24 protein-coding genes are annotated in these 24,926 nt (G+C 70.4%); 9 read left to right on the top strand and 15 right to left on the bottom strand.

The window, feature by feature from the left end:
- Positions 1 to 222: 222 nt before the first annotated feature.
- The 3 genes from chpE to ACLVWQ_RS38800 form a co-directional block, all read right to left on the bottom strand.
- Positions 223 to 471, bottom strand: a complete 249-nt coding sequence (gene chpE / locus ACLVWQ_RS38810) for a chaplin ChpE (RefSeq protein WP_414114018.1) — start codon at positions 469 to 471, stop codon at positions 223 to 225.
- 196 nt (positions 472 to 667) lie between these two features.
- Positions 668 to 1,309 (bottom strand): response regulator, encoded by a 642-nt coding sequence (locus tag ACLVWQ_RS38805; RefSeq protein WP_414114017.1) that lies wholly within the window; start codon positions 1,307 to 1,309, stop codon positions 668 to 670.
- On the bottom strand, positions 1,302 to 2,447 hold the full coding sequence (locus tag ACLVWQ_RS38800; RefSeq protein ID WP_414114016.1) for a GAF domain-containing sensor histidine kinase: 1,146 nt from the start codon (positions 2,445 to 2,447) through the stop codon (positions 1,302 to 1,304). Before ACLVWQ_RS38800 ends, ACLVWQ_RS38805 begins: the two co-directional genes overlap by 8 nt.
- 478 nt (positions 2,448 to 2,925) lie before the next feature.
- On the opposite strand from ACLVWQ_RS38800, the gene ACLVWQ_RS38795 reads away from it, so the two are divergent.
- Positions 2,926 to 3,609 (top strand): transglycosylase SLT domain-containing protein, encoded by a 684-nt coding sequence (locus ACLVWQ_RS38795; RefSeq protein WP_414114015.1) that lies wholly within the window; start codon positions 2,926 to 2,928, stop codon positions 3,607 to 3,609.
- A 123-nt stretch (positions 3,610 to 3,732) separates the two neighbouring features.
- Here ACLVWQ_RS38795 and ACLVWQ_RS38790 read toward each other — a convergent pair whose 3' ends face one another.
- Positions 3,733 to 6,234, bottom strand: a complete 2,502-nt coding sequence (locus tag ACLVWQ_RS38790) for an FHA domain-containing protein (RefSeq protein WP_414114014.1) — start codon at positions 6,232 to 6,234, stop codon at positions 3,733 to 3,735.
- A gap of 241 nt (positions 6,235 to 6,475) precedes the next feature.
- Between ACLVWQ_RS38790 and ACLVWQ_RS38785 the strand changes: the two genes are divergently transcribed.
- Together ACLVWQ_RS38785 and serB are read left to right on the top strand one after the other, a co-directional pair.
- Entirely contained in the window at positions 6,476 to 8,287 is a 1,812-nt protein-coding gene (locus ACLVWQ_RS38785; RefSeq protein ID WP_414114013.1) for a streptophobe family protein, read from the top strand.
- A gap of 189 nt (positions 8,288 to 8,476) precedes the next feature.
- Positions 8,477 to 9,694, top strand: coding sequence for a phosphoserine phosphatase SerB (gene serB / locus ACLVWQ_RS38780; RefSeq protein WP_414114012.1), 1,218 nt, complete (start codon positions 8,477 to 8,479; stop codon positions 9,692 to 9,694).
- A gap of 141 nt (positions 9,695 to 9,835) precedes the next feature.
- Here serB and ACLVWQ_RS38775 read toward each other — a convergent pair whose 3' ends face one another.
- From ACLVWQ_RS38775 to ACLVWQ_RS38760, 4 genes are all read right to left on the bottom strand, one after another.
- Positions 9,836 to 10,354 (bottom strand): SixA phosphatase family protein, encoded by a 519-nt coding sequence (locus tag ACLVWQ_RS38775; protein ID WP_414114011.1) that lies wholly within the window; start codon positions 10,352 to 10,354, stop codon positions 9,836 to 9,838.
- Positions 10,355 to 10,430: 76 nt separating this feature from the next.
- The gene (locus ACLVWQ_RS38770) at positions 10,431 to 10,646 is read right to left on the bottom strand and encodes a hypothetical protein (protein ID WP_414114010.1); all 216 of its coding nucleotides are present in this window, start codon (positions 10,644 to 10,646) and stop codon (positions 10,431 to 10,433) included.
- Positions 10,647 to 10,828: 182 nt separating this feature from the next.
- Positions 10,829 to 10,945 (bottom strand): SGM_5486 family transporter-associated protein, encoded by a 117-nt coding sequence (locus tag ACLVWQ_RS38765; RefSeq protein ID WP_414114009.1) that lies wholly within the window; start codon positions 10,943 to 10,945, stop codon positions 10,829 to 10,831.
- 43 nt (positions 10,946 to 10,988) lie between these two features.
- Entirely contained in the window at positions 10,989 to 12,509 is a 1,521-nt protein-coding gene (locus ACLVWQ_RS38760) for a CynX/NimT family MFS transporter (RefSeq protein WP_414114008.1), read from the bottom strand.
- A gap of 103 nt (positions 12,510 to 12,612) precedes the next feature.
- On the opposite strand from ACLVWQ_RS38760, the gene ACLVWQ_RS38755 reads away from it, so the two are divergent.
- The gene (locus ACLVWQ_RS38755) at positions 12,613 to 13,299 is read left to right on the top strand and encodes a FadR/GntR family transcriptional regulator (protein WP_414114007.1); all 687 of its coding nucleotides are present in this window, start codon (positions 12,613 to 12,615) and stop codon (positions 13,297 to 13,299) included.
- 15 nt (positions 13,300 to 13,314) lie between these two features.
- Here the strand turns inward: ACLVWQ_RS38755 and ACLVWQ_RS38750 are convergent, their stop codons facing one another.
- The 3 genes from ACLVWQ_RS38750 to fabG all read right to left on the bottom strand — a co-directional run bounded on the left by ACLVWQ_RS38750 (position 13,315) and on the right by fabG (position 15,457).
- Positions 13,315 to 13,641, bottom strand: a complete 327-nt coding sequence (locus tag ACLVWQ_RS38750; protein WP_414114035.1) for a hypothetical protein — start codon at positions 13,639 to 13,641, stop codon at positions 13,315 to 13,317.
- A 320-nt stretch (positions 13,642 to 13,961) separates the two neighbouring features.
- The gene (gene fabI, locus ACLVWQ_RS38745) at positions 13,962 to 14,732 is read right to left on the bottom strand and encodes an enoyl-ACP reductase FabI (RefSeq protein ID WP_414114006.1); all 771 of its coding nucleotides are present in this window, start codon (positions 14,730 to 14,732) and stop codon (positions 13,962 to 13,964) included.
- A gap of 5 nt (positions 14,733 to 14,737) precedes the next feature.
- A complete protein-coding gene (gene fabG / locus ACLVWQ_RS38740; protein WP_414114005.1) occupies positions 14,738 to 15,457 on the bottom strand; it encodes a 3-oxoacyl-[acyl-carrier-protein] reductase in 720 nt (239 codons plus the stop codon).
- Between the two features lie 267 nt (positions 15,458 to 15,724).
- Here fabG and ACLVWQ_RS38735 point away from each other — a divergent pair, with 267 nt between their 5' ends.
- From ACLVWQ_RS38735 to tyrS, 3 genes are all read left to right on the top strand, one after another.
- On the top strand, positions 15,725 to 17,248 hold the full coding sequence (locus tag ACLVWQ_RS38735) for a TldD/PmbA family protein (RefSeq protein ID WP_414114004.1): 1,524 nt from the start codon (positions 15,725 to 15,727) through the stop codon (positions 17,246 to 17,248).
- Positions 17,245 to 18,639: a metallopeptidase TldD-related protein gene (locus ACLVWQ_RS38730; protein WP_414114003.1), complete on the top strand. Its 1,395-nt coding sequence runs from the start codon at positions 17,245 to 17,247 to the stop codon at positions 18,637 to 18,639. The genes ACLVWQ_RS38735 and ACLVWQ_RS38730 overlap by 4 nt, the downstream gene beginning before the upstream one ends.
- Before the next feature lie 76 nt (positions 18,640 to 18,715).
- Complete coding sequence (tyrS, locus tag ACLVWQ_RS38725) at positions 18,716 to 19,981, top strand: tyrosine--tRNA ligase (protein ID WP_414114002.1); 1,266 nt, start codon at positions 18,716 to 18,718, stop codon at positions 19,979 to 19,981.
- A gap of 199 nt (positions 19,982 to 20,180) precedes the next feature.
- Here tyrS and ACLVWQ_RS38720 read toward each other — a convergent pair whose 3' ends face one another.
- Positions 20,181 to 20,468 carry a GlsB/YeaQ/YmgE family stress response membrane protein gene (locus tag ACLVWQ_RS38720; protein WP_414114001.1) on the bottom strand — a complete coding sequence of 96 codons (288 nt, stop codon included), beginning with the start codon at positions 20,466 to 20,468 and terminating at the stop codon, positions 20,181 to 20,183.
- A 217-nt stretch (positions 20,469 to 20,685) separates the two neighbouring features.
- Between ACLVWQ_RS38720 and ACLVWQ_RS38715 the strand changes: the two genes are divergently transcribed.
- Both ACLVWQ_RS38715 and ACLVWQ_RS38710 read left to right on the top strand, forming a co-directional pair.
- Positions 20,686 to 21,072, top strand: a complete 387-nt coding sequence (locus tag ACLVWQ_RS38715) for a DUF3099 domain-containing protein (RefSeq protein WP_414114000.1) — start codon at positions 20,686 to 20,688, stop codon at positions 21,070 to 21,072.
- Positions 21,073 to 21,312: 240 nt separating this feature from the next.
- Entirely contained in the window at positions 21,313 to 21,579 is a 267-nt protein-coding gene (locus ACLVWQ_RS38710; RefSeq protein ID WP_414113999.1) for a hypothetical protein, read from the top strand.
- A 4-nt stretch (positions 21,580 to 21,583) separates the two neighbouring features.
- On the opposite strand, the gene moaA is transcribed toward ACLVWQ_RS38710, so the two are convergent.
- From moaA to ACLVWQ_RS38695, 3 genes are all read right to left on the bottom strand, one after another.
- Positions 21,584 to 22,573, bottom strand: coding sequence for a GTP 3',8-cyclase MoaA (moaA, locus tag ACLVWQ_RS38705; protein WP_414113998.1), 990 nt, complete (start codon positions 22,571 to 22,573; stop codon positions 21,584 to 21,586).
- Between the two features lie 191 nt (positions 22,574 to 22,764).
- Positions 22,765 to 24,408 (bottom strand): cation acetate symporter, encoded by a 1,644-nt coding sequence (locus ACLVWQ_RS38700; RefSeq protein WP_414113997.1) that lies wholly within the window; start codon positions 24,406 to 24,408, stop codon positions 22,765 to 22,767.
- Positions 24,405 to 24,761: a DUF485 domain-containing protein gene (locus tag ACLVWQ_RS38695; RefSeq protein WP_414113996.1), complete on the bottom strand. Its 357-nt coding sequence runs from the start codon at positions 24,759 to 24,761 to the stop codon at positions 24,405 to 24,407. The genes ACLVWQ_RS38700 and ACLVWQ_RS38695 overlap by 4 nt, the downstream gene beginning before the upstream one ends.
- Positions 24,762 to 24,926 lie beyond the last annotated feature (165 nt).

The raw sequence follows: 24,926 nt of genomic DNA, 5'->3' as shown, positions 1-24,926 counted from the left end.
AAAAACGTTCCTCCTGCGATTGCGTATCCGGCCCTGCCGCGGGCCGTAGCTTGAGCAACGCCCGAGGGGCCGGGACGGCACGGCGGACGGGCAGGGTCAGCCCGTTCGGTCCAGTGATGTGACGAACCGACAACCGGACCGGCCTCCCAGGCGGACCTGGAAGGCCGGTGGTCACTTCGACCCGGGACGTACGTCAGCGGTCGAACACGTCGGCTGAATACGTCAGCGGTTGAGGCCGTGGTTGCCGAACGCCGGGTTCAGGACGCCGATGACGTTCACGGTGTTGCCGACCACGTTCACCGGGATGGCGACCGGGACCTGGACGAGGTTGCCCGAGACGACACCCGGAGAGCCCACGGCCTTGCCGCCGGCGTGCGCGCCGCCGTCGGTGGCGGAGGCGAAACCGGCGCCGGCGGCAACGAGGCCACCGGCCACCATCGTGACGGCTGCGGCCTTCTTCAGGTTCTTCACTTCTGAGCCCTCTCCTTGTGAACCACTGCGGCAAAGCGCCGCAGCACGCACTGGAGAACGCCTCCGGGCCCGGAAGGATGCGCCATTCGGGGGACATTCCCACGACGGTATGAATCTCATTCCGGAGCGAGGTGCTCCGCCTCGCCGTCCCGGAGACCCGCCGTTTCCGCGGATCAGCAGGTCACCGGCAGGGCCGTCAGCCCGCCACGCCGTGCCGCACGGCCCACAGCGCGGCCTGGGTGCGGTCGGAGAGGTCCAGTTTCATCAGAATGTTCGAGACATGCGTCTTGACGGTCTTCTCGGACAGGACGAGGGCGCGGGCTATCTCCCGGTTGGAGCGGCCGTCGGCGATCAGGCCGAGCACCTCGCGCTCCCGCTCGGTGAGCGAGCCACCTCTCCCCTGGCCGTAGTGGGTCTCCTCCTGGGACAGCAGCGCGCCGGCCACCTCGGGCTGGAGCAGGATGTGCCCGGCGTGGACCGAGCGGATCGCTCCGGCGAGGGCGTCGGGATCCACGTCCTTGTAGACGTAACCCGCGGCGCCCGCGCGCAGGGCCGGGATCACCGTGCGCTGCTCGGTGAAGCTGGTGACGATGAGCACGCGCGCGGGGTTGTCGAGTTCCCGGAGCCTGCGCAGCGCCTCCACGCCGTCCATGCCCGGCATCTTCACGTCCATGAGGACGACGTCGGGCTTCAGCTCCTCGGCGCGCGCGACTCCCTCGGCGCCGTCGGACGCCTCCCCCACGACCTCGATGTCGTCCTGCACCTCGAGGAAGGTGCGCAGTCCCCGGCGGACCACCTGGTGGTCGTCGACGAGCAGCACCTTGATTGCGTCAGCCACCAGGGACCTCCATCTCGATCATGGTGCCCTTTCCGGGCGCCGACTGCACCGTGAGCGTCCCGCCGACGCCGTTCGTCCGGTCGCGCATGGACACCAGGCCCAGGTGGCGGCCCGCACGACGGGTCATGCCGGGCTCGAAGCCACCGCCGTCGTCGCCGACCCGCAGGACCGCTCCAGGGCCGCGTCTGGCCAGGGTGACGTCGACGCGGGCCGCGCCCGAGTGCCGCAGCGCGTTGTGCAGTGCCTCCTGGGCGACCCGCAGCATGGCTTCCTCCTGTGCGGCGGGCAGTGCGCGGACCCCGTGGCTGTCGAAGGTCACGCGCGCGGAGTGGGCCCGGTCGAGGACCTGTATCTGGGTGCGCAGGGTGGCGACCAGGCCGTCCTCGTCGAGAGCGGCGGGACGCAGCTCGACGACGGCGGCGCGCAGTTCCTCGGCGGCCTCGGCCGCGAGGGCGGCCACCTGCTGGAGCTCGCCCTTGGCCCGGCCGGGGTCGCGGTCCACCAGGGCCGCCGCGGCCTGGGCGGTGAGGCGCAGGGAGAACAGCTTCTGGCTGACGGCGTCGTGCAGCTCGTGGGCGAGGCGGGAGCGCTCCTCGGCGATGGTGAGCTCGCGGCTGCGCTCGTACAGGCGGGCGTTCGTGAGGGCGATCGCGGCGTGCTGGGCGAGGATCCCGAGGAGGTCCTCGTCTTCCTCGGTGAAGCCGCAGGTGCCTTCCGGCTTGGCACAGTTCTTGTTGGCGAGGAAGAGGGCGCCCAGGACCTCGTCGCCGTCCCGGACGGGCAGGCCCAGGAAGTCCGACATGTCGGGGTGGGCGGCGGGCCAGCCCTCGAAGCGCGGGTCCTTCCGCACGTCGGCGAGGCGCTGCGGGCGGGCCTCGTGCAGCATCGCGGCGAGGATGCCGTGCTGGCGCGGGAGCGGGCCGATGGCCTTCCACTGGTCGTCGCTGACGCCGTCGACGACGAACTGGGCGAAGCCTCCGTGGTCGTCGGGGACCCCCAGCGCCGCGTACTGCGCGTCGAGCAGCTCGCGGGCCGAGGCGACGATCGTCTTGAGGACGTCGCGCACCTCGAGATGCCTGCTCATGGCCAGCAGCGCGGTGCTCACCGCGAGCAGGCCCGCACGGGGTCCCTGACTCATGTCCTCACGGTACCGGCGGGGTGTGACAGCGCGTATCGGACCGGTGGGGGGCCTGCCTGGGCCGCTGGACCTAGGTCCAGCGGCAGGTCGTGTCCACGACCGTCGAGGACAGCTTCCGCGACCCCGCGTCCTGAAGGCGCGGAGCCCCTCACACAGAGGGTTGCTTCAGCAACTGCGGGTGAGTTCGGAGGGTGGCCGATGTGAGCCCGCACATAGGGCACACATCACGTACGAACGGACATAGGAGATAAACGGACTCGTCTTGAGCGGGAAGGACGTAGTGGTCTGTCCCGTTTTGCCCTGTGGGGGTCCACTACCTCGGGTCGTACGTCACACCTTTGCCAGCGAAAATTCTGGCCGCTAACAATGGCTGCCGTCGCTCGACATCGCTGGTGCTTACCCGCGGTGTTAGTTCCGGAAACCTTTTGTCCCCGCCGGACCAGAGCGGCCTCCGCTACTTCGAAGAGGTCCCTCAGCCATGCCCAAGCAGCACACCACTCCTGGTCATAGCCGCACGCTGACCAAGGCCCGTAAGCTCTCGTTCGCCGGTGTCGCCACCCTCGGCGCCGCCGCCCTCGCGTTCTCCCTCGCCCCGGCCGACACAGAGACCAGCACCGAGTCGGCCTCCGCCGCTCCGGCCGCGCTCTCCTCGGAGCACCTCAAGGTCAAGACCGTCGGTCTCAGCGGCCAGCTCGCCGAGGCCCAGGCCGCGGCCTCGAAGAAGAAGACCGCGGACGCCGCCGCGGCGGCGAAGAAGGCGGAGGACGCCCGCAAGGCGAAGGAGGCCGCGAGCCGCTCCTCCCAGCGCGCCGCGATCAAGCCGACCGCCGCGAAGACCTACACGAACAACCTCGACGGCTGGATCCGCCAGTCGTTGGACATCATGAAGAAGCACAACATACCGGGCACCTACGAGGGCCTGCACCGCAACATCATCCGGGAGTCCTCCGGTAACCCGAACGCGATCAACGGCTGGGACATCAACGCCATCAACGGCGTCCCGTCCATCGGCCTGCTCCAGGTCATCAAGCCGACCTTCGACGCGTACCACGTCGCCGGCACGGTCAAGAGCCAGTACAACCCGGTCGCCAACATCACCGCCGCCGCCAACTACGCGGCGGACCGGTACGGCTCGATCGACAACGTCGACAGCGCGTACTGAGTCCGGGGACCTCTGACCCGTACGCCGAAAGGGCGGCACCCCACCGGGGTGCCGCCCTTCGCGCGGCCCTGACCGCTCGGGCCCTGCCCACTCGGGTCCGGGCCGTTTCCCACGGTCAGGGTGCTACTTGCGCATGACCTCGGGCTCGTGGCGGCGCAGGAAGCGCGCCACGAGGATGCCGCAGATCACGGCGATCACGAGCAGGGCGGCCATGTCCATGCCCCAGGCCGCGATCTCGTGGTCCCAGAGCGGGTCCGTCTTGCCCGGGTCGTCCTTGTTCGGGCTGAGCACGTTGAAGTCGAGCGTGGTGCCCGCGGCGCCGACCGCCCAGCGCGAGGGCATCAGGTACGAGAACTCGTTGATGCCGATCGCGCCGTTCAGCGGGAACAGGCACCCGGTGAACACGACCTGGATGATCGCGAACATCACCAGCAGCGGCATGGTCTTCTCGGCGGTCTTCACCAGGGCGGAGATGATCAGGCCGAACATCATCGAGGTGAAGCCGAGCGCCATGATCGGCAGGCAGAGCTCCAGCAGCGTCAGGTTGCCCAGGACGAGACCCTCCTTGGGGATCTCGCGGGTGGAGAAGCCGATGACACCGACGAACGCGCCCTGGAGCACCGTGATGAAGCCGAGGACGATCACCTTCGACATCAGGTAGGCGGAACGGGACAGGCCCGTCGCCCGTTCCCGTTCGTAGATGACCCGTTCCTTGATCAGCTCACGGACGGAGTTGGCCGCACCCGCGAAGCAGGCACCGACCGCGAGGATCAGCAGGACCGTCTGGGCCGTGGCGTTGCCGATGTTCCGGCCGTTCGCGGCGGTGCGCGGCAGCAGGTCGTCGCCCGCGTCGATGAGCAGGCTGACCGAGCCGAGCACAAGCGGCAGGATCACCGTCAGGGCCAGGAAGCCCTTGTCCGACACGATGACCGACACATAGCGCCGGATCAGCGTGGTCAGCTGGGACAGCCAGCCCTGCGGCTTCTGCTGCCGCATCACCTGCGCCGGCGGCATGTCCACGGACTGCGCGGCGACCGCGTCGATGTCCGCGGCGTACATCTGGTAGTGCTGCGAGCCCTTCCAGCGGCCCGCCCAGTCGTAGTCGCGGTAGTTCTCGAAGGCGGAGAAGACATCGGCCCAGGTGTCGTAGCCGAAGAAGTTCAGTGCCTCCTCGGGCGGGCCGAAATAGGCCACCGCGCCGCCGGGCGCCATGACCAGAAGTTTGTCGCAGATGGCCAGCTCCGCCACGGAGTGCGTGACGACGAGGACGGTACGGCCGTCGTCGGCCAGGCCGCGCAGCAGCTGCATGACGTCGCGGTCCATGCCCGGGTCGAGGCCGGAGGTCGGCTCGTCCAGGAAGATCAGCGACGGCTTGGTGAGCAGTTCGAGGGCCACCGACACGCGCTTGCGCTGGCCACCGGAGAGGGAGGTGACCTTCTTCTCCTTGTGGATGTCCAGCTTGAGCTCGCGCAGCACCTCGTCGATGCGGGCCGAGCGCTCGGCCTCCGTGGTGTCCGCGGGGAAGCGCAGCTTGGCCGCGTACTTGAGGGCCTTCTTGACGGTCAGTTCCTTGTGCAGGATGTCGTCCTGCGGGACCAGACCGATGCGCTGGCGCAGCTCGGCGAACTGCTTGTACAGGTTTCGGTTGTCGTAGAGGACGTCGCCCTCGTTGGCGGGGCGGTAGCCCGTGAGCGCCTTCAGGAGGGTCGACTTGCCGGAGCCTGAGGGGCCGATGACCGCGATGAGCGACTTCTCCGGGACACCGAAGGAGACGTCCTTGAGGATCTGCTTGCCGCCGTCGACCGTGACGGTCAGGTGGCGGGCCGAGAAGGAGACCTCACCGGTGTCGACAAACTCCTCGAGGCGGTCGCCCACCAGGCGGAACGTCGAGTGGCCGACGCCGACGATGTCGTTCGGGCCGAGCAGCGCGGAGCCGCTCTTGGCGATCGGCATACCGTTGACGTACGTGCCGTTGTGCGAGCCGAGGTCGCGGATCTCGTAGCGCCCGTCGGGCGTCGCGTGGAACTCGGCGTGGTTGCGTGAGACCTGCAGGTCGGACACGACCAGCTCGTTCTCCAGCGCACGGCCGATCCGCATCACACGGCCGAGGGACAGCTGGTGGAACGTGGTCGGGCTGCGGTCTCCGTAGACCGGCGGCGCCCCCGCGCCCCCACCGGGACCCTGCTGCTGCGGGATGTTCCCGCCCTGCTGCGACTGCTGCCAGCCCTGCTCCGGCGCCTGGGGCTGCTGCTGCGGCGCCTGCTGCGCCCAGCCGGCCGCGGGCGCCCCCTGGGCGGCGTACGGCTGCTGCTGGGGCTGCGCCTGCTGCGCGGCGGCGCCCGAGAGGCTCAGCCGTGGTCCGTCGGTCGCGTTGCCGAGGTTCACGGCCGAGCCGGGGCCGATCTCCAGCTGATGGATCCGCTGCCCCTGCACGAATGTGCCGTTGGTGCTGCCGTGGTCCTCGATGACCCAACTGCGGCCGCCCCAGCTGATCGTGGCGTGCCGCCAGGACACCCTGGCGTCGTCGAGCACGATGTCACCCTGCGGATCCCGTCCGAGGGTGTAGGGCCTGGACGCGTCGAGCGTCCAGGTCCGTCCGTTCAATTCCAGTACTAGTTCCGGCACTCCATGCCCCACTGTGTTGTCCCCCGGTTTATCCCCAGCACAGGGAGTCTAGGGATGTCGAACATCGGGGGGAACTATTTCAGTAGGAGCCCCTTGACCGAAAGTCGGGCCTCGGGAAGACGGCGTACGGGCGGCTTGTCCGTTTCCGTTGACGGGGTTGAAACCGGACCGGAGAGTGGTAATCCCACGCGAGGGGGACACCGCGACGGGAGCGTCGTGGTGCGGAGTCGGGGGGCTGACGATGAGCGACGGGTCGGTGGGGCACGGCAGGCGCGTACCGGTGGGTGATGTTCTGCTGTCCTCGGTCGCCGCCGTGAGCTGGGCGTTGATAGGCATGGCAGGCGTGGGGGCGCTGGGGCTCCATCTGCTCGAAGCGGACGCGACGGCCTCGCTCGGGCCGATGACCGCGGCGGTCGTGGCGCTCGGGGCGGGTGGGTCGGTGACCCCGTCGGGCGACGTGTCGGCGTTCGGCCTGGAGGGCGCGCAGGCCGACACCGCCCTGCAGATCACGCCACTCGGTGTGAGCCTGGTGGGCGCGCTGCTGCTGGCCTGGTTCTTCCTGCGTTCCCTGCGCTCGGCGGGCGCGGTGATCTCACCCGCCGAACTGGTGGCGCGGGCGGGCACGGTGGCCGGCCTCTTCGTGGCGATGCTCGGCGGTCTGGCCTGGGCGGGCCACGACATCGTCACGATCGACGGCGGTGCCCTCGGGCTCGACCGGCTGCCGGGCGGCGGGCTGCCCGACGACGTGAAGGTGCCGGGGCTCGGCGACATCGGCGGCCTCCTGCCGGACCGGCTCGGCGATCTCGCGGACGCGAACGCCAAGGTGGGCTTCACCGTCGACACCGTGCCGACGCTCCTCGGCGGCCTGGGCTGGGTGCTCGGCGTCCTGCTGATCGCGCTGCTGGCCTCCCGCAGGACCCCGCTGCCGCGCGGCTGGCAGTCGGTGCACCGTGTGGTGCGGCCCGCGGTGTCCGCACTCGTCACGGTGTTACTCGTGGCGGTCCTCGCGGGGTTCGCGGCGGCGGCGTACGCGGCCGTGGGCGACGACCACCCCAAGCGGATCGCCGGCGCCGCCCTGCTCGGGGCGCCCAACGGCGTGTGGCTCGGCATCCCGATCGGGCTCTTCGTGCCCTGGGACGGGAAGGCCACGGGCCCCTTCCTCCAGTTCCTGCCCGATCCCCTGGACGACCTGCTGAAGTTCTCCACCGACCAGCCCGTCACGCTGGGCAGACTGGCCGAACTGGACGGCCGGGTCTGGCTGCTGGGCATCGCGACGGCGCTGATGATGCTGTTCGCGGGCGTGCTGACCGCCGCGCGCACACCGTTCGTACGGGAACGGGGTGTCCTCGGTCTCGCCGGCCGCTGCGCGCTGCGCCTGGCGATCGTGACCGCGCTCGCGCTGCCGTTGCTGGCCTGGCTGACCGAGGTGTCCGTGAACGCCTCGCTGTCGGTGCTCGGCATCGACGGGTTCGACTCCGGGCTCGAACTGCGCGGGCAGCTCGGCATGGCCCTGCTGCTCGGAGCGCTGTGGGGTGCTGGGGCGGGGGCGGCGGGCGCGCTGCTCGCGAGCGCCACGGGCGCGGCCGGCCGGCAGGCGGCACCGCTGGCACGCGGTGACGCGGTCATACCGGAACCCGTCGCCCCGTACGCGGATCTCGCCGGGGAGAGCGGGCACGGCGAGCAGGTGCACGGGGAGAGCGGGCCCTACAGCCCGGGGGCGCCGTTCCGGCCGGCGAACCCGGAGACGAACCCCTATCTGCGGCTGCCCGACGAACTGCGGGAGCCCGGCCCCGGCGGGCAGCCACGGCCTCCTGGCGGGGGCGGACGGACCCCCGGTGAGCAGGCTCCCGGTGGGCAACCGCCCGGCGCCAGGCCGCCCGACGACGTGTACGGGGCCCAGACGGTGGCCGGACCCTTCGCGCCGTCGCCCCGTCCGGCGCCGCCCGCTCCAGGGTCCCGGCGCCGGCCCCGGTCGTCGCAGGACGGGCCTCCTCCGCCGCCGGACGAGCTCCCGCCGCCGCCACCGCCCCGCAAGCCGGGCGGACGACGTTGACCGGCACGACCGGCACCGACCGGCGCCGACCGAGGTGACCGGGAGTGATCGGATGTGGACCAGGGGTGAAAGGCGGGGCGGACACGGCCTGTGCAGGCCGCGGACATCCGGACGACATGTACTGTTCCCCGTCCGTCAGGCGGACCTCAGGGGCATCCGGCACGGAGTGCCGGATACGGTGGAAACACCATGAGCGCATCGCAGACCTCTGATATCCCCTCCGATATCCCCACTCTCCTTGTCAAGATCTTCGGCAAGGACCGCCCCGGCATCACCGCCGGGCTCTTCGACACCCTCGCCGCCTACTCGGTCGACGTGGTCGACATCGAGCAGGTCCTCACCCGTGGCCGGATCATGCTGTGCGCACTCCTGACCCATCCCGCGGCCGGTCTGGAAGGCGATCTGCGCGCCACCGTGCACAGCTGGGCGGACTCGATGCGGCTGGAGGCCGAGATCATCTCCGGGCACGGCGACAACCGGCCGCGCGGGCACGGCAGGTCGCTGGTGACCGTCCTCGGGCATCCGCTCACCGCGGAGTCGACGGCCGCCATCGCCTCCCGGATCACCGGGACCGGCGGCAACATCGACCGTATCTTCCGGCTGGCCAAGTACCCCGTGACGGCGGTCGAGTTCGCCGTGTCCGGCACGGAGACCGAGACGCTTCGGACGGCGCTGGTGACCGAGGCGGCGGCCCTCGGCGTCGACATCGCGGTGGTCGCGGCCGGGCTGCACCGGCGGGCTCAGCGCCTGGTCGTGATGGATGTGGACTCCACGCTCATCCAGGACGAGGTCATCGAGCTCTTCGCGGCGCACGCCGGCTGCGAGGACGAGGTCGCCGAGGTGACGGCGGCCGCGATGCGCGGGGAGCTGGACTTCGAGCAGTCGCTGCACGCGCGCGTACGCCTGCTCGCGGGGCTCGACGCCTCCGTGGTGGACAAGGTGCGCAGCGAGGTACGGCTGACGCCGGGTGCGCGCACACTCATCCGTACGCTGAAGCGGCTCGGCTACCAAGTCGGGGTCGTCTCGGGCGGGTTCACCCAGGTGACGGACGACCTGAAGGAACGGCTCGGGCTGGACTTCGCCCAGGCCAACACGCTGGAGATCGTCGACGGGAAGCTGACGGGCCGGGTCACCGGCGAGATCGTGGACCGCGCGGGCAAGGCGCGGCTGCTGCGCCGGTTCGCCGCGGAGGCCGGGGTGCCGCTCGGTCAGACGGTGGCGATCGGTGACGGCGCCAACGACCTGGACATGCTCAACGCGGCCGGTCTCGGAGTGGCCTTCAACGCCAAGCCGGTGGTGCGTCAGGCCGCGCACACCGCGGTGAACTTCCCCTTCCTGGACACGGTCCTCTATCTGCTGGGCGTGACACGCGAAGAGGTCGAGGCGGCGGACATGCACGTGGACTGAGCCCCACGGCCAACGCGCCTCCCCGAGGTCACCGCCTCCCCTGAGGCTCCTGTGCTTTCTGTGCCTCCCGCGGCAGAGACGGGGCCCGGCACCCACACGATCGACCGTGGGTGCCGGGCCCCGTCCGCGCTCACGGTGCGGTCACTCGGACGGGTTCCAGTGGTCGAGCAGAGTGGCCACGCCCGGCTCCAGGCTCTTCCACGAGCCGGTGAAGGAGAGCACGGCGAAGGCGGCGGCCGGGAACTCCTGGTGGCTCATCCGCTCCTGCGCGTCACCCTCGGACCGGCCGGCCAGGACGTCGGCGAGGCCCTGCACTCCGGGGTTGTGACCGATCAGGACCACGTCGTGCACGTCGTCGGGGGTTTCGTTGAGCACGGCGATCAGCTGGCCCGGGGCGGCTTCGTAGAGCCGCTCCTCGTAGACCGTCTTCGGCCGGTGCGGAAGCTCCTGGACGGCGAGCTTCCAGGTCTCGCGGGTCCGGACCGCGGTGGAGCAGAGGGCCAGCTCGAAGGGGATGCCGGTGTCGGCCAGCTTGCGTCCGGCGACGGCGGCGTCCTTGCGGCCCCGCTCAGCGAGCGGACGCTCGTGGTCGGGCACCTCGGGCCAGTCGGCCTTCGCATGCCGGAAAAGGACAATCCTGCGGGGTTCTGCGACGCTCATGGGTCCCAGCTTCGCACGAAACACTCCATGGGGCGCAGGGAGTTGATGCGCTGCCCGGCCGTGAGTCGCGGAGGGCTCAGGAGGCCCTGTGCAGCAGGATCTGCCGGATCCGCTCGATGAGGTCGCCGATCACCGGGTCCCCGCCCGCCGCCTGGGCGTCCGCGGGGTTGGCTATCAGCAGCAGGAGCGCCGCGAAGGCGAGCACCGGGAGCACGAGGGCCCACCAGGGCAGCCGGGCTTCGACGCCGCGCCCGGTCGCCGGGTGGGGCGGGGTGTGCGTAGGGGCCGACATGCCGCCTCCGTGGGGCTCCGAGTGGTCCGTGGTCCGCGTCCTCGCGGTCACATCTCGAAGGTACGGACTCGGAGTCCCTCAACCCATCCGGTGATCCACCCACTTGACCCTGACACTCGCCCCCTAGGGGACAGGGGGGTTAGCCCCACCGTCCGGGCCGGATCAAGATCACTCCGGCTCGGTCAGGGTGAGGCGATCGTCGCGATGACGCCGATGACCACGAAGATGACGAGGAACGCGCCGAAGACGAGCAGCATCTTCTTCTGGCCGTTCTGGGGGTTCGGATCGAGCACGGGCATGGGACAAGTCTCGCACTGTTCGCCCGGCTCCTCACCGGTGGGGTCACCGCGCGGCCTCGTCCTCCACCGTGCGGTCGCGGCCCGCCAGGACGCCCACCACGATCTGCGGGACCATCAGGCCCGCCATCAGTGCGATCGGCAGTCCCCAGCCGCCGCTGTGCTGGTAGAGCACGCCGACCAGCACCGGGCCGGGGATCGATATGAGGTAGCCGGTGCTCTGCGCGAAGGCCGACAGCTGCACGACCCCCGCTCCGGTCCTGGCCCGCATGCCGACCATCGTGAGGGCCAGCGGGAAGGCGCAGTTGGCGACCCCGAGCAGCAGGGCCCACACCCAGGCGCCGCCCGCCGGAGCCAGGTAGAGCCCGGCGTAGCCGACGAAGCCGCAGAGTCCGAGGGCCACGACGATCGGCCCCTGGTTGGGCAGCCGGGTGGCCAGCCGCGGTATGACGAAGGCCAGCGGGACACCCATCACCATCGTGACGGCGAGCAGCAGTCCGGCGGTGCCCGCCGAGACTCCGGCGTCCCGGAAGATCTGTGCCATCCAGCCCATCGTGATGTACGCGGCGCTCGCCTGGAGCCCGAAGAAGACGGCGAGCGCCCAGGCGGTACGGCTCCGGGTGATCCGCAGCGGAGCGGCCGCCCGGCCGGTTCCGGAAGCCGGCACCGAGGCGGGCACGGCGGCGGGGACGGAAGCCGGGTCGGTCGGCTGGTCGGGAGCCGGGACCGATGCCGGTACCGAGGACGGAGCCGAGGCCTGGCCGGGGGTCTGGACAGGCGCCTGGACAGGGATCCGGGCGGGGGCGGGATCGGCGGACAGGACCGTGCCCTTGGCCCGCGCCAGTGGGATCCACGGCAGGAGCGCGGCGACCGCGAGGCCCGCCCAGACCGCGAGGCCCCACTGCCAGTCACCGCCCAGGGACCTGGTCATGGGCACGGTGACGGCGGCAGCGCCGGCGGTGCCGAGAGCGAGGGCCATCGAGTAGAGGCCGGTCATGGAGCCGACCCGGTCCGGGAACCAGCGCTTCACGATCACCGGCATGAGGACGTTGCTCACCGCGATGCCCATGAGGGCCAGGGCGCTGGCGACGAGGAAGCCCACCGTGTTCCCGGTGAACGGCCGGATCGCCAGGCCCGCGCCGATCGCCACCATGCCGGCGCACACCACGGCGGCGGGCCCGAAGCGACGGGCGAGGCGCGGCGCCATGACGCCGAAGACGGCGAAGCAGAGCGGGGGCACGGAGGTGAGGAGTCCGGCGACGCTGCCGCTCATGCCGAGCCCGTCGCGCACCTCTTCCAGGAGGGCGCCCAGGCTGGTGATGGCGGGACGCAGGTTGAGAGCCGCCAGGACGATGCCGGCGATCACCAGTCGCGTCAGCCACGCGCGCGTGACGGGCGGGCGGAGATCCACGTCGTGGTCCGCGCCCCGGCCCTGCCCCGGGCCCCGGCTCTGCCCCGGGCCCTGGCCCTCGCTCCGGGCGGTGTCATGGCCCGTGTCCGGTGCGGAGCCGCGTATCGACGGGGACACGGCCGTCCGGCTCTCTTCGCTCGTCATGAGCACCATCATAGAATCATGGGATGATTGGTTGTCCAATCCCTTGGTGCACAATCGCCGGACACCCGCATCGCGGTACGTCCTCCTGGTGCACCCCCTGGCGCGAAGGGCCGTCATGTCACTGAGTCACCCCCGCCGTTCGGCCCTGTCCGAACAGGTCATCGCCGCGTTGCGGAACGAGATCACGTCGGGCGAGTGGCCGGTGGGCTCCCGTATCCCCACCGAGCCGGAGCTGGTCGAGCAGCTGGGTGTCGCCCGCAACACGGTCCGCGAGGCCGTCCGGGCGCTCGCGCACAACGGTCTGCTCGACATCCGGCAGGGTTCGGGCACCTACGTCGTGGCGACCAGCGAGCTGGCCGGCGTGATGCAGCGCCGATTCGCGGACGCCGACCCTCGGCACGTCGCCGAGCTGCGTTCCACGCTGGAGTCGAGCGCGGCGAGGCTGGCCGCCGAGCGCCGCACCGAGCGTGATCTCAAACAGCTGGACGCGCTTCTCGTACGCCGGGAGGAGGCCTGGGCGTCGGGTGACGCGGACGCCTTCGTGGCCGCCGACACGACCTTCCACCTGGCGGTGGTCGCCGCGTCCCACAACGACGTCATGACGGCGATGTACGCGGACCTGGGCGAGGTCGTGCGCGACTGGCTGCGCGAGGACATCGGCGAGGAGCTGACGCCCGAGACGTACTCGGACCACGCGCGCCTGGTGGACGCGATCCGCGCGGGCGACGTGCAGACGGCGGGCTCGGAGGCGGCCGGCTATCCGTATCTGTGCCGCCCGGGGCTGGGCGGGCCGGGGGCCTGAGCGGCCCGGGAAGCGTCACTTCCGGTGGCTGACCCACGCCGAGCGGACTTCCTTCCAGCAGCGGCCGGTCAGCCGCACGTTCTGCGCGGGGCCCGCCTCGACGCTGACCCCGTCGGCGTCGATGTCCCACCACCGCTCGCACTCGATGTGCAGACCGAGGTGGTCGGGCTCCGGATAGGGGTTGCGGCAGTACGCCGTCACGTGCGAGCCGTCGACGACGGTGCGGCACGCCGCTCCGAAGGGCCGTTCCTCCACCGGCACGCGCGCGTGGGGCGCTGTTCTCGCGGTGTGCGAGGCGGCGCCGGCGGGCACCGCGAGCAGGAGGGTCAGAGCGGCGAACAGTGCCGCAGGGGGTGACGCGAAGCCATTCCTGTGGAGCCGATGCTCGCATCGGCGCGGGGACAGGCGCACAAGGGGACCTCCTCGGCTGGGCTCGGGAGGGTCTCGGGAGAAGAACTCCTACTCCAGAGTGGGCCGTTACCCCCCTTCGCCGCCCGGCCGGTGGGGCCGAACGGGTGACGCCCCGCTCCCCGCGCGCTGCGGGGAACGGGGCGCCGACTCCGTACGGGAACACTGGCGCAACCGCTTACGCAACCGTTCGCGTAAACGCTTGCGCAAGCGTGTGCGTGAACGCTTGCGCAAGCGTTCACGCACCTCTGCGCCTAGGCGCCGATCGCGTGCAGTCCGCCGTCGACGTGGATGATCTCGCCGGTGGTCTTCGGGAACCAGTCGCTGAGCAGCGCGACGACGCCGCGCCCGGCCGGCTCGGGGTCCTTGAGGTCCCACTCCAGGGGCGAGCGGTTGTCCCAGACGGAGGCCAGCTCGGTGAAGCCCGGGATGGACTTGGCGGCCATCGAGCCGAGCGGGCCGGCCGAGATGAGGTTGGAGCGCACGTTCTGCTTGCCCAGGTCGCGGGCGAGGTACCGGCTGGTGGCCTCCAGGGCGGCCTTCGCCGGGCCCATCCAGTCGTACTGCGGCCAGGCGTACTGGGCGTCGAAGGTGAGGCCGACGACCGAGCCTCCGCCGTTCTGCATCAGCGGCAGGCAGGCCATGGTCAGCGACTTCAAGGAGAAGGCGGAGACGTGCATGGCCGTGGCGACCGACTCGAACGGCGTGTTGAGGAAGTTGCCGCCCAGGGCGTCCTGCGGGGCGAACCCGATGGAGTGCACGATGCCGTCAAGGCTGCCCAGCTCTTCGCCCACGGCCTCGGCGAGCCGCCCGAGGTGCTCGTCGTTGGTCACGTCGAGTTCGAGGACCTTGGTGGGCTTGGGGAGCTTCTTGGCGATGCGCTCGGTCAGCGTGGGCCGCGGGAAGGCGGTCAGGATGATCTCGGCGCCCTGTTCCTGGGCCAGCTTCGCGGTGTGGAAGGCGATGGACGACTCCGTCAGCACGCCGGTGATCAGGACACGCTTGCCCTCGAGAATTCCACTCATGGTGATCAGTGACCCATTCCCAGTCCGCCGTCTACGGGGATGACGGCTCCAGTGATGTACGAGGCTGCGTCCGAGGCGAGGAACCGCACCGTCGCGGCGATCTCCTCGGGCTGCGCGTACCTGCCGAGCGGCACCTGCTTCACGATGGCCGCGCGCTGTTCGTCGGTGAGCGCCTTGGTCATGTCGGTGTCGACGAAACCGGGTGCCACGACGTTGAAGGTGAGGTTGCGCGAGCCCAGCTCACGGGCGAGCGAGCGAGCGAACCCGACCAGGCCGGCCTTGGAGGCGGCGTAGTTCGCCTGCCCCGGCGAACCGAGCAGGCCGACCACCGAGGAGATGAGGACGACCCGGCCCTTCTTGGCGCGCAGCATGCCGCGGTTGGCGCGCTTCACGACCCGGAAGGTGCCCGTCAGGTTGGTGTCCAGGACGGACGTGAAGTCCTCCTCGGACATCCGCATCAGCAACTGGTCCTTGGTGACACCGGCGTTGGCGACGAGGACCTCGACCGGGCCGTGCTCGGCCTCGATCTCCTTGTAGGCCTGCTCCACCTGCTCGCTGTCGGTGATGTCGCACCTGACGGCGAGGCAGCCCAGTTCGGTCAGAGCGGCCGGCGGCTCGCCCGAACGGTATGTGATCGCGACCTTGTCACCCGCGTCGGCGAATGCGCGGGCGATGGCGAGGCCGATGCCCCGGTTGCCTCCGGTGACGAGAACCGAGCGGCTCAACGGATCACCCTTTCAGTAGCCGGTCTGGTACCTCGAAAACCTATCGGTACGACCAGCTCTGCGGAGAATCGGGCACCGACAGTGACGCACCCTGCCTGCTGTCGGATCCCTACATCGTGTCACGTCCTGCCGCGGGAACGGAACGACGCGCGGACGGAGCTCCCCTGAGCAGAACGCGAATCCGCTGGAAGCCGGGTTGTCCGCGCTGCATGATTCACTGCGAGGCATCTCGACGACCTCGACAACAGTGACAAAGGGAGGCCGCTCGTGGCCCACGAAGTCGATCAGTCATTCCTGGCGCTGCCGCTGCGGGCCCTGGCCGACGCGGCGCTCGCCCGTGCCCGCGCGCTCGGCGCCGATCACGCGGACTTCCGGTTCGAGCGGGTGCGCGGCGCGACCTGGCGGTTGCGGGACGCCAAGCCGGCCGGGTCCTCGGACACCACCGACCTGGGGTACGCGGTGCGGGTGGTGCACGGCGGGACCTGGGGGTTCGCCTCCGGCGTGGATCTGACGATGGACGCCGCCGCGAAGGTCGCGTCGCAGGCCGTGGCGATGGCCAAGCTGTCGGCGCAGGTCATCAAGGCGGCGGGGTCCGACGAGCGGGTCGAGCTGGCGGGCGAGCCCGTGCACGCCGAGAAGACATGGGTCTCCTCGTACGAGGTCGACCCCTTTTCCGTGTCCGCCGAGGAGAAGGCCGGGCTGCTGGCCGAGTGGAGCGCCCGGCTGCTCGCGGCGGACGGCGTCAGTCATGTCGACGCCTCGCTGATGACGGTGCACGAGAACAAGTTCTACGCGGACACCTCCGGCACGGTGACCACCCAGCAGCGGGTCAGGCTGCACCCCCAGCTGACCGCCGTGGCCGTCGACGAGTCGAGCGGCGAGTTCGACTCGATGCGCACGATCGCGCCGCCCGTCGGGCGCGGCTGGGAGTACCTGACCGGTACCGGCTGGGACTGGGCCGGCGAGCTGGAGCGCATCCCCGAGCTGCTCGCCGAGAAGATGCGGGCGCCGAGCGTCACGGCGGGCGCGTACGACCTGGTCGTGGACCCGTCCAACCTGTGGCTGACCATCCACGAGTCCATCGGCCACGCGACCGAGCTGGACCGTGCGCTCGGCTACGAGGCCGCGTACGCGGGGACCTCGTTCGCCACCTTCGACCAGCTGGGCAAGCTCAGGTACGGCTCCGAGCTGATGAACGTCACCGGCGACCGCACCGCCGAGCACGGGCTCGCGACCATCGGGTACGACGACGAGGGCGTGGCCGGGCAGTCCTGGGACCTGGTGAAGGACGGCACGCTCGTCGGCTACCAGCTGGACCGCAGGATCGCGAAGCTGACCGGCTTCGAGCGGTCCAACGGGTGCGCGTACGCCGACTCCCCCGGCCATGTGCCCGTACAGCGCATGGCGAACGTGTCGCTCCAGCCTGATCCCGCCGGGATGTCCACCGAGGACCTCATCGGGAGTGTCGACCGGGGGATCTACGTGGTCGGCGACCGGTCCTGGTCCATCGACATGCAGCGCTACAACTTCCAGTTCACGGGCCAGCGCTTCTTCAAGATCGAGAACGGGCGGATCACGGGCCAGCTGCGGGACGTCGCCTACCAGGCGACGACCACGGACTTCTGGGGCTCGATGGCGGCCGTCGGCGGCCCGCAGACCTACGTCCTGGGCGGCGCGTTCAACTGCGGCAAGGCCCAGCCGGGCCAGGTCGCCTCCGTCTCGCACGGCTGCCCGTCCGCCCTCTTCAAGGGCGTCAACATTCTGAACACCACCCAGGAGGCCGGTCGATGAGCGCCGTCGCGAACAAGCCGCACGAGATCGTCGAGCGCGCTCTCGCACTGTCCCGGGCCGACGGGTGCGTCGTCATCGCCGACGAGCAGTCGACCGCCAACCTGCGCTGGGCGGGCAACGCGCTGACCACGAACGGCGTCACGCGCGGGCGCACGCTGACCGTCGTCGCCACGGTCGACGGGCGTGCGGGCACCGCCTCCGGGGTCGTCTCGCGTTCGGCCGTGACCGCCGACGAACTGGAGCCGCTGGTACGGGCCGCCGAGGCCGCGGCACGCGGGGCGAGCCCCGCGGAGGACGCGCAGCCGCTCGTCGAGGGCGTACCCGCCTCCCCCGACTTCACGGACGCGCCCGCCGAGACCTCGTCGGCCGTCTTCACGGACTTCGCCCCGGCGCTCGGCGAATCGTTCGCACGCGCGCGTGCGGGTGGCCGCGAGCTGTACGGCTTCGCCAACCACGAGCTCGTCACCAGCTACCTCGGTACGTCCACGGGGCTGCGGCTGCGCCACGACCAGCCCAACGGCACGCTGGAGCTGAACGCCAAGTCGCCGGACCGTACGCGCTCCGCGTGGGCCGGGCGTTCCACGCGGGACTTCAAGGACGTGGACCCGGCGGCGCTCGACGCAGAGCTGGCCGTCCGGCTGGACTGGGCCCGGCGCCGCGTGGACCTGCCCGCCGGGCGGTACGAGACGCTGCTGCCGCCGACCGCCGTCGCGGACCTGCTGATCTACCAGATGTGGTCGGCGGCGGCCCGGGACGCGGCGGAGGGCCGGACGGTGTTCAGCAGGCCCGGCGGCGGTACCCGCGTCGGTGACCGCCTCACCGAGCTGCCGCTGACCCTGCGCAGCGACCCGAACGAGGCCGGACTCGAAAGCGCCCCGTTCGTCCTCACCCACTCCTCCGGGGACGACGCGTCCGTCTTCGACAACGGGCTGCCGCTCAGCGCCACGGAGTGGATCCGCGAGGGCGAGCTGAAGCGTCTGACCAGCACCCGGCACAGCGCGGGCCTGACCGGTCTGCCGGTGGCCCCCGGCATCGGCAACCTCGTCCTCGACGGCGGCGAGGACACCTCCCTGGCGGAGATGGTCGCGGCCACCGAGCGCGGGCTGCTGCTGACCTGCCTCTGGTACATCCGCGAGGTCGATCCGGCGACCCTGCTCCTGACCGGGCTGACCCGGGACGGCGTCTACCTCGTGGAGAACGGCGAGGTCACGGGTGAGGTGAACAACTTCCGGTTCAACGAGTCGCCGGTGGGGCTGCTGGGGCGGGCGACCCAGGCGGGGCGGACCGAGAAGACGCTGCCGCGCGAGTGGAGCGACTGGTTCACCAGGGCCGCGATGCCGGCGCTGAGGGTGCCCGATTTCAATATGAGCTCTGTCAGTCAGGGCGTATAACCTCGGTAGCCTCGGGTCGGTCGGCCACGTCGGCCACCCGGGCATCTGAACGATCATTCGAGGAGACACGAGAACCGTGACGGACATCGTCGACGAGCTGAAGTGGCGTGGGCTGTTCGCCCTGTCCACCGACGAGAACGCACTGCGCAAGGCGCTCGCGAACGGTCCCGTCACGTTCTATTGCGGCTTCGACCCCACCGCGTCCTCGCTGCACGTCGGGCACCTGGTGCAGGTCCTCACCATGCGCCGTCTCCAGCAGGCGGGGCTGCGCCCGCTGGCCCTGGTGGGCGGGGCGACCGGCCAGATCGGCGACCCGCGCCCGACGGCGGAGCGCACACTGAACGACCCGGAGACGGTCGCAGCCTGGGTCGGCCGGCTGCGCTCCCAGATCGAGCCGTTCCTGTCCTTCGAGGGCGAGAACGCCGCGGTGATGGTGAACAACCTCGACTGGACGGCCGGTCTCTCGGCCATCGAGTTCCTCCGGGACATCGGCAAGCACTTCCGCGTCAACAAGATGCTCACGAAGGACTCGGTCGCCCGGCGTCTGGAGTCCCAGGAGGGCATCAGCTACACGGAGTTCAGCTACCAGCTGCTCCAGGGCATGGACTTCCTGGAGCTGTACCGGAGGTACGGCTGCACGCTCCAGCAGGGCGGCAGCGACCAGTGGGGCAACCTCACGGCGGGCCTGGACCTGATCCACCGGCTGGAGCCGGACGCCGAGGCGCACTGCATCGCGACGCCGCTGATGGTCAAGGCGGACGGCACCAAGTTCGGCAAGACCGAGGGCGGCGCCGTCTGGCTCGACCCGGAGATGACGACGCCGTACGCGTTCTACCAGTTCTGGCTGAACGTGGACGACCGTGATGTGTCGACGTACCTGCGCATCCTGTCCTTCAGGTCCCGTGCGGAGCTGGAGGAGCTGGAGCAGCAGACCCAGGAGCGTCCGCAGGCCCGTGCCGCCCAGCGCGCGCTGGCCGAGGAGCTGACCACGCTGGTGCACGGCGCCGACCAGACGGCCGCCGTGATCGCCGCGTCGCGGGCGCTCTTCGGCCAGGGCGAGCTGGCCGGGCTGGACGCGGCGACGCTGAGCGCGGCGCTCTCCGAGCTGCCGCGCGTCCAGGTCGCCGAGCTGGGCCCGGTGGTGGGCCTCTTCGCCGAGGCGGGTCTGGTGGCCAGCAAATCCGCGGCACGGCGGACGGTCAAGGAAGGAGGCGCCTACGTGAACAACGTGAAGGTCGCTTCCGAGGACGCCGTTCCCGACGCGGGGGATCTGCTGCACGGGCGGTGGCTGGTGTTGCGGCGGGGCAAGAAGAACCTTGCCGCGGTCGAGGTCGGCGGGTAGCTCCACGCGGGCGTTCCGCCGGGGCCGCCGGGTCGGTGCGGCCGAGTGGGGTGCGGCCGGGTTGTCCGTGGGGTGCGGGTACGTGGGGGCTTGTCACCGCCGTTTCCCCGCGCCCCTTTCGGGCGCCACCAGAAGTGCGCGACGGCGCGAGGAGGGGTACGCGTCCGGTGTCGGACACGTACCCCTCCTCGCGCGTTTCTCAGATGCGCTGTCTGCTGTTTCCCTTGTTGCCTCGGATCGCCGAGTAGAGCATGTCGCCCAGAAAGACGATGACGATGGCGGCGACGAGCTGGAGGGCGTGCCGGCCCCAGTCGATGCCCTTGGTCTCACCGATGCCCATGCCGCGGGCGATGGCATTGCCCACGATGGCACCGATGATTCCGAAGATCGTGGTGAGCCAGAGCGGACTGTGCTGCTTGCCAGGAATGATCGCCTTGGCCAGCAAGCCCAGTACGAATCCCACGATGATTGCCCACAACCAGCCCATGGCTGCCTCCTATACGGCTACGGCTCTACGCGAGCATTACGCCCAGTGTCGACCCGTGTGCCGTACGGCGCATGTCGGGCCCGCCATACGCGGTACGACGCAGTCGGCACCCTCCTGACCGGTGCCGCCCCCGGTCTCGTCGGCGGCACGGCCGCCGCGTACCGTTGGTGCCACGTACGGGCCGGGAGCGTCCGATGCAGGTGGGTGGTGGAACGTGATGCGGAAGCAGAGCGACGCGGAGGTCTTCCGGATCACGGGAGCCAGGCAGGGGCTCGCGGACGACGTACGCGGCAGGCAGCGCCGGTACATCATCTCGATGTCCGTGCGCACGCTGTCCGTGATCCTCGCGGCCACGCTCTGGAACGTCGAGCGGCATGTCGCCGTCGTCGCCCTGGTGCTCGGCATCCTGCTCCCGTACATCTCCGTGGTGATCGCCAACGCGGGGCGGGAGAACGCGCCTTCGCTGCCGTCCACCTTCGTGACCGCGCCCACCCGTCCGATGCTCACGGGGCCGGCCGCGGGCGGTGTCGCGGAACCCGCCCCGGAGGACCTGCCGGACGATCCCGACGCACGGCTGCGGGACGAGCCGCACGAGCGGGCCTGAGCACTCCGGGTGGACCCTGAGCACGGGATTCCGGAAAAGCGGAGTCCTGTGTCCCGCTCAAGTCTGAGAAAAGCTTCAGATCAATCATGTTGTTCCGTTGCCGGGCCATGGGCTACCCGTGACATACTTGATGGGCGCTCCGCATCCCCCGTCGGAGCGACAGACCGACGCCGGGCAGCTCCCCCCGTGGCTGCTCGGCGTCGCCTTTTCAGGTCGAGCACGTCGACTACTGTCGGGGACGTGATTCTGAACGTTCCCGGTTCCGGCCCGTCGCCCGAGTCCTCGCCGTCCTCCCCCGTCTGCTCCGCCAAGGGCTGCCGGGCGGACGCCGTGTGGGTGCTCGCCTGGAACAACCCGAAGCTGCACACCCCTGAGCGCCGCAAGACCTGGCTCGCGTGCGAGGAGCACCGCGACCACCTGTCGAAGTTCCTGAGCATCCGCGGCTTCCTGAAGGACGTGGTGCTCCTCCAGGAATGGGAGTCCGCGCAGCAGCCGCCCGAGAGCTGAGCGGTCAGCCGCCGATCGCGGACATCGGGCGGTCCGGCTGGACGAACGACGGGTCGTCCAGACCCGCTCCGGCCTTCTTCCCCCACATCGCCAGCCGCCAGATCCGGGCGATCTCCTCGTCCGGCGCGTCCGAGCGGAGCGCCGCCCGCAGGTCGGTCTCCTCCCTGGCGAAGAGGCAGGTGCGGACCTGGCCGTCCGCCGTCAGCCGCGTACGGTCGCAGGCCGAGCAGAACGGGCGGGTGACCGAGGCGATCACTCCGACCCGGTGCGGACCGCCGTCCACGACCCAGCGCTCGGCGGGGGCCGAGCCCCGCTCGCCGGACCCTTCCTCGGTGAGCTCGAAGCGCGTACGCAGCGAGGCGAGGATGTCGCCCGCGGTGACCATGCCGTCGCGCTTCCAGCCGTGCTGCGCGTCCAGGGGCATCTGCTCGATGAACCGCAGTTCGTAGTCGTGCTCCACGGCCCAGGCGAGCAGGTCCGGCGCCTCGTTCTCGTTCAGTCCCGGCATCAGTACGGAATTGACCTTGACCGGTGTCAGGTCCGCCGCACGGGCCGCTTCGAGGCCCTCGATGACGTCCTTGTGGCGGTCACGGCGGGTGAGGGTCTTGAAGACGTCCGGGCGCAGCGTGTCGAGCGAGACGTTGACCCGGTCGAGGCCCGCCGCCTTCAGGGCGGTCGCGGTGCGCTTGAGACCGATGCCGTTCGTCGTCAGGGACATCTGGGGGCGGGGGGCGAGCGCGGCCACCCGCTCCACGATCCCGACCAGACCGGGGCGCAGCAGGGGCTCGCCGCCGGTGAAGCGGACCTCTTCGATGCCCAGCCGGGTCACGGCTATGTCGATGAGGCGGACGATCTCGTCGTCCGTGAGCAGGTCGGGCTTGCCCAGCCACTGCAGGCCCTCCTCGGGCATGCAGTACGTACATCTGAGGTTGCACCGGTCGGTCAGCGAGACGCGCAGGTCGGTGGCCACCCGGCCATAGGTGTCGATGAGCACGTGGGCCCCTCCCTCGATACGGACCGCGGCACGGACCGGACTGCGACGAACGCCTGGACGGCTTCGAACGATCAGTCGACCCGATACCAGCGAGCGTACGTGACGGGACCGACAACACGAGTGGCCCGATCCCACGAGACGCACGACGGCCGCGTCGTAGGGATCTACGACGCGGCCGCGGTGTGGGTCGGTCAGTGCGCCCCGGTTCCGGTGAGGGAGCGGACCTCCAGCTCGGCGTACTTGCCGGTGTCCGGCTCCTCCTTGGACAGGAGGGTGCCGATGATGCCCAGCAGGAAGCCGACCGGGATCGAGATGATGCCCGGGTTCTCCAGCGGGAACCAGTGGAAGTCGACGTCCGGGAACATCGAGGTGGCCTTGCCCGAGACGACCGGCGAGAACAGCACCAGGCCGACCGCCGTGGTGAGGCCTCCGTAGATCGACCACAGCGCGCCCTGGGTGGTGAAGCGCTTCCAGAAGAGGCTGTAGAGGATCGTCGGCAGGTTGGCGGAGGCGGCGACCGCGAAGGCGAGCGCGACCAGACCGGCGACGTTGAGGTCACGGGCCAGGGCGCCGAGGCCGATGGAGACGATCCCGATGCCGATGGTGGCGTATCGGGCGGCCCTGACCTCTTCCTTCTCGGTGGCCTGGCCCTTCCTGATGACGTTCGCGTAGATGTCGTGGGCGAACGACGAGGACGAGGCCAGGGTCAGCCCGGCGACCACCGCGAGGATCGTGGCGAAGGCCACCGCGGAGATCGTGGCGAGCAGGATCGCGCCCCAGGCCGAGTCGACGCCGCCGAGATGCAGGGCGAGCAGGGGCGCGGCCGTGTTGCCCGCCGGGTTGGATTCGACGATCTCCTTCTTCGAGATGAGGGCCGCCGCGCCGAAGCCGAGCGCGATGGTCATCAGGTAGAAGCCGCCGATGATGCCGATCGCCCAGTTGACGGACTTCCGCGCGGCCTTGGCGTTGGGGACCGTGTAGAAGCGGATCAGGATGTGCGGCAGGCCCGCGGTGCCCAGCACCAGGGCGATGCCCAGCGAGATGAAGTCGATGCTGGAGGTGGTCGTGAGCCCGTACTTCAGGCCGGGCTCCAGGAAGGCCGAGCCCTGGCCGCTGTTCTTGGCCGCGGAGCCGAGCAGGTCGGAGATGTTGAAGTCGAACTTCAGCAGCACCAGGAAGGTGATGAGCAGGGTGCCGCCGATGAGCAGCACGGCCTTGACCATCTGGACCCAGGTGGTGCCCTTCATGCCGCCGATGGTGACGTACACGATCATCAGGACGCCGACCAGGGCGACGATGCCGACCTTGCCCGCGTCGCTGGTGATGCCGAGCAGCAGCGAGACCAGGACGCCCGCGCCCGCCATCTGTGCCAGCAGGTAGAAGATCGAGACGACGATCGTGGAGGTACCGGCGGCCGTACGCACCGGACGCTGGCGCATGCGGTAGGCGAGGACGTCGCCCATCGTGTAGCGGCCGGAGTTGCGCAGCGGCTCGGCGACCAGGAGCAGCGCCACCAGCCAGGCGACGAGGAAGCCGATGGAGTACAGGAAGCCGTCGTAGCCGAAGAGGGCGATGGCGCCCGCGATGCCGAGGAACGAGGCCGCGGACATGTAGTCGCCGGAGACGGCGAGCCCGTTCTGGAAGGCGCTGAACTGGCGCCCGCCCGCGTAGAAGTCGGCGGCGTCCTTGGTCTGCCGGCCCGCCCAGACGGTGATGACGAGGGTGGCGAGGACGAAGACCGCGAACAGGGAGATGATCAGCGGCCGGTGCTCGCTGGCCTCCCCCGCCGCGAGCTGCACCTGGGTGAGCTGAACCTGACTGATCGCGGGGCTCATGCGCCGCCCTCCATCCGGGACTTGATCGCCTCGGCCTTGGGGTCGAGCTTGCTGGAGGAGTGCCGCTCGTACCACCAGGCGATGAGGAACGTACTGAGGAACTGGGCGAGGCCCAGGACGAAGGCGACGTTGAAGTTGCCGAACAGCTTGGTGGCCATGAAGTCGTCCGCCCAGATCGAGAGCAGGACGTACACCAGGTACCAGGTGATGAAGCCGACGGTCAGCGGGAAGGCGAAGGAGCGGTGGGCGCGGCGCAGTTCACCGAACTCCGCGCTCTCCTGCATCTCGACGAACTCCGCGGTGGACGGGAGATGGGGTTCGGTTTTCGAGGGGGGCGGTGCGTCGGTGGCCACGGAGTCTCCTCGCGTTGCGGGTGCGGGTGCGGCGTCGGACGGGGGTGTCTCGGGTTCGGCGGACGGTTTCGGTCCAGGGGGCGGATCCGCCTCGGGGGACGGATCGGATTCGGAGGACGGACTGGGTGCGGGCATGGCTGATTTCTGACCTCACGGTGACGTGGA

Origin of the sequence: Streptomyces sp. CWNU-52B, from assembly GCF_047444975.1 — a bacterium.
Lineage (GTDB): Bacteria > Actinomycetota > Actinomycetes > Streptomycetales > Streptomycetaceae > Streptomyces.
This window is presented reverse-complemented; position numbering and strand designations above follow the sequence as displayed.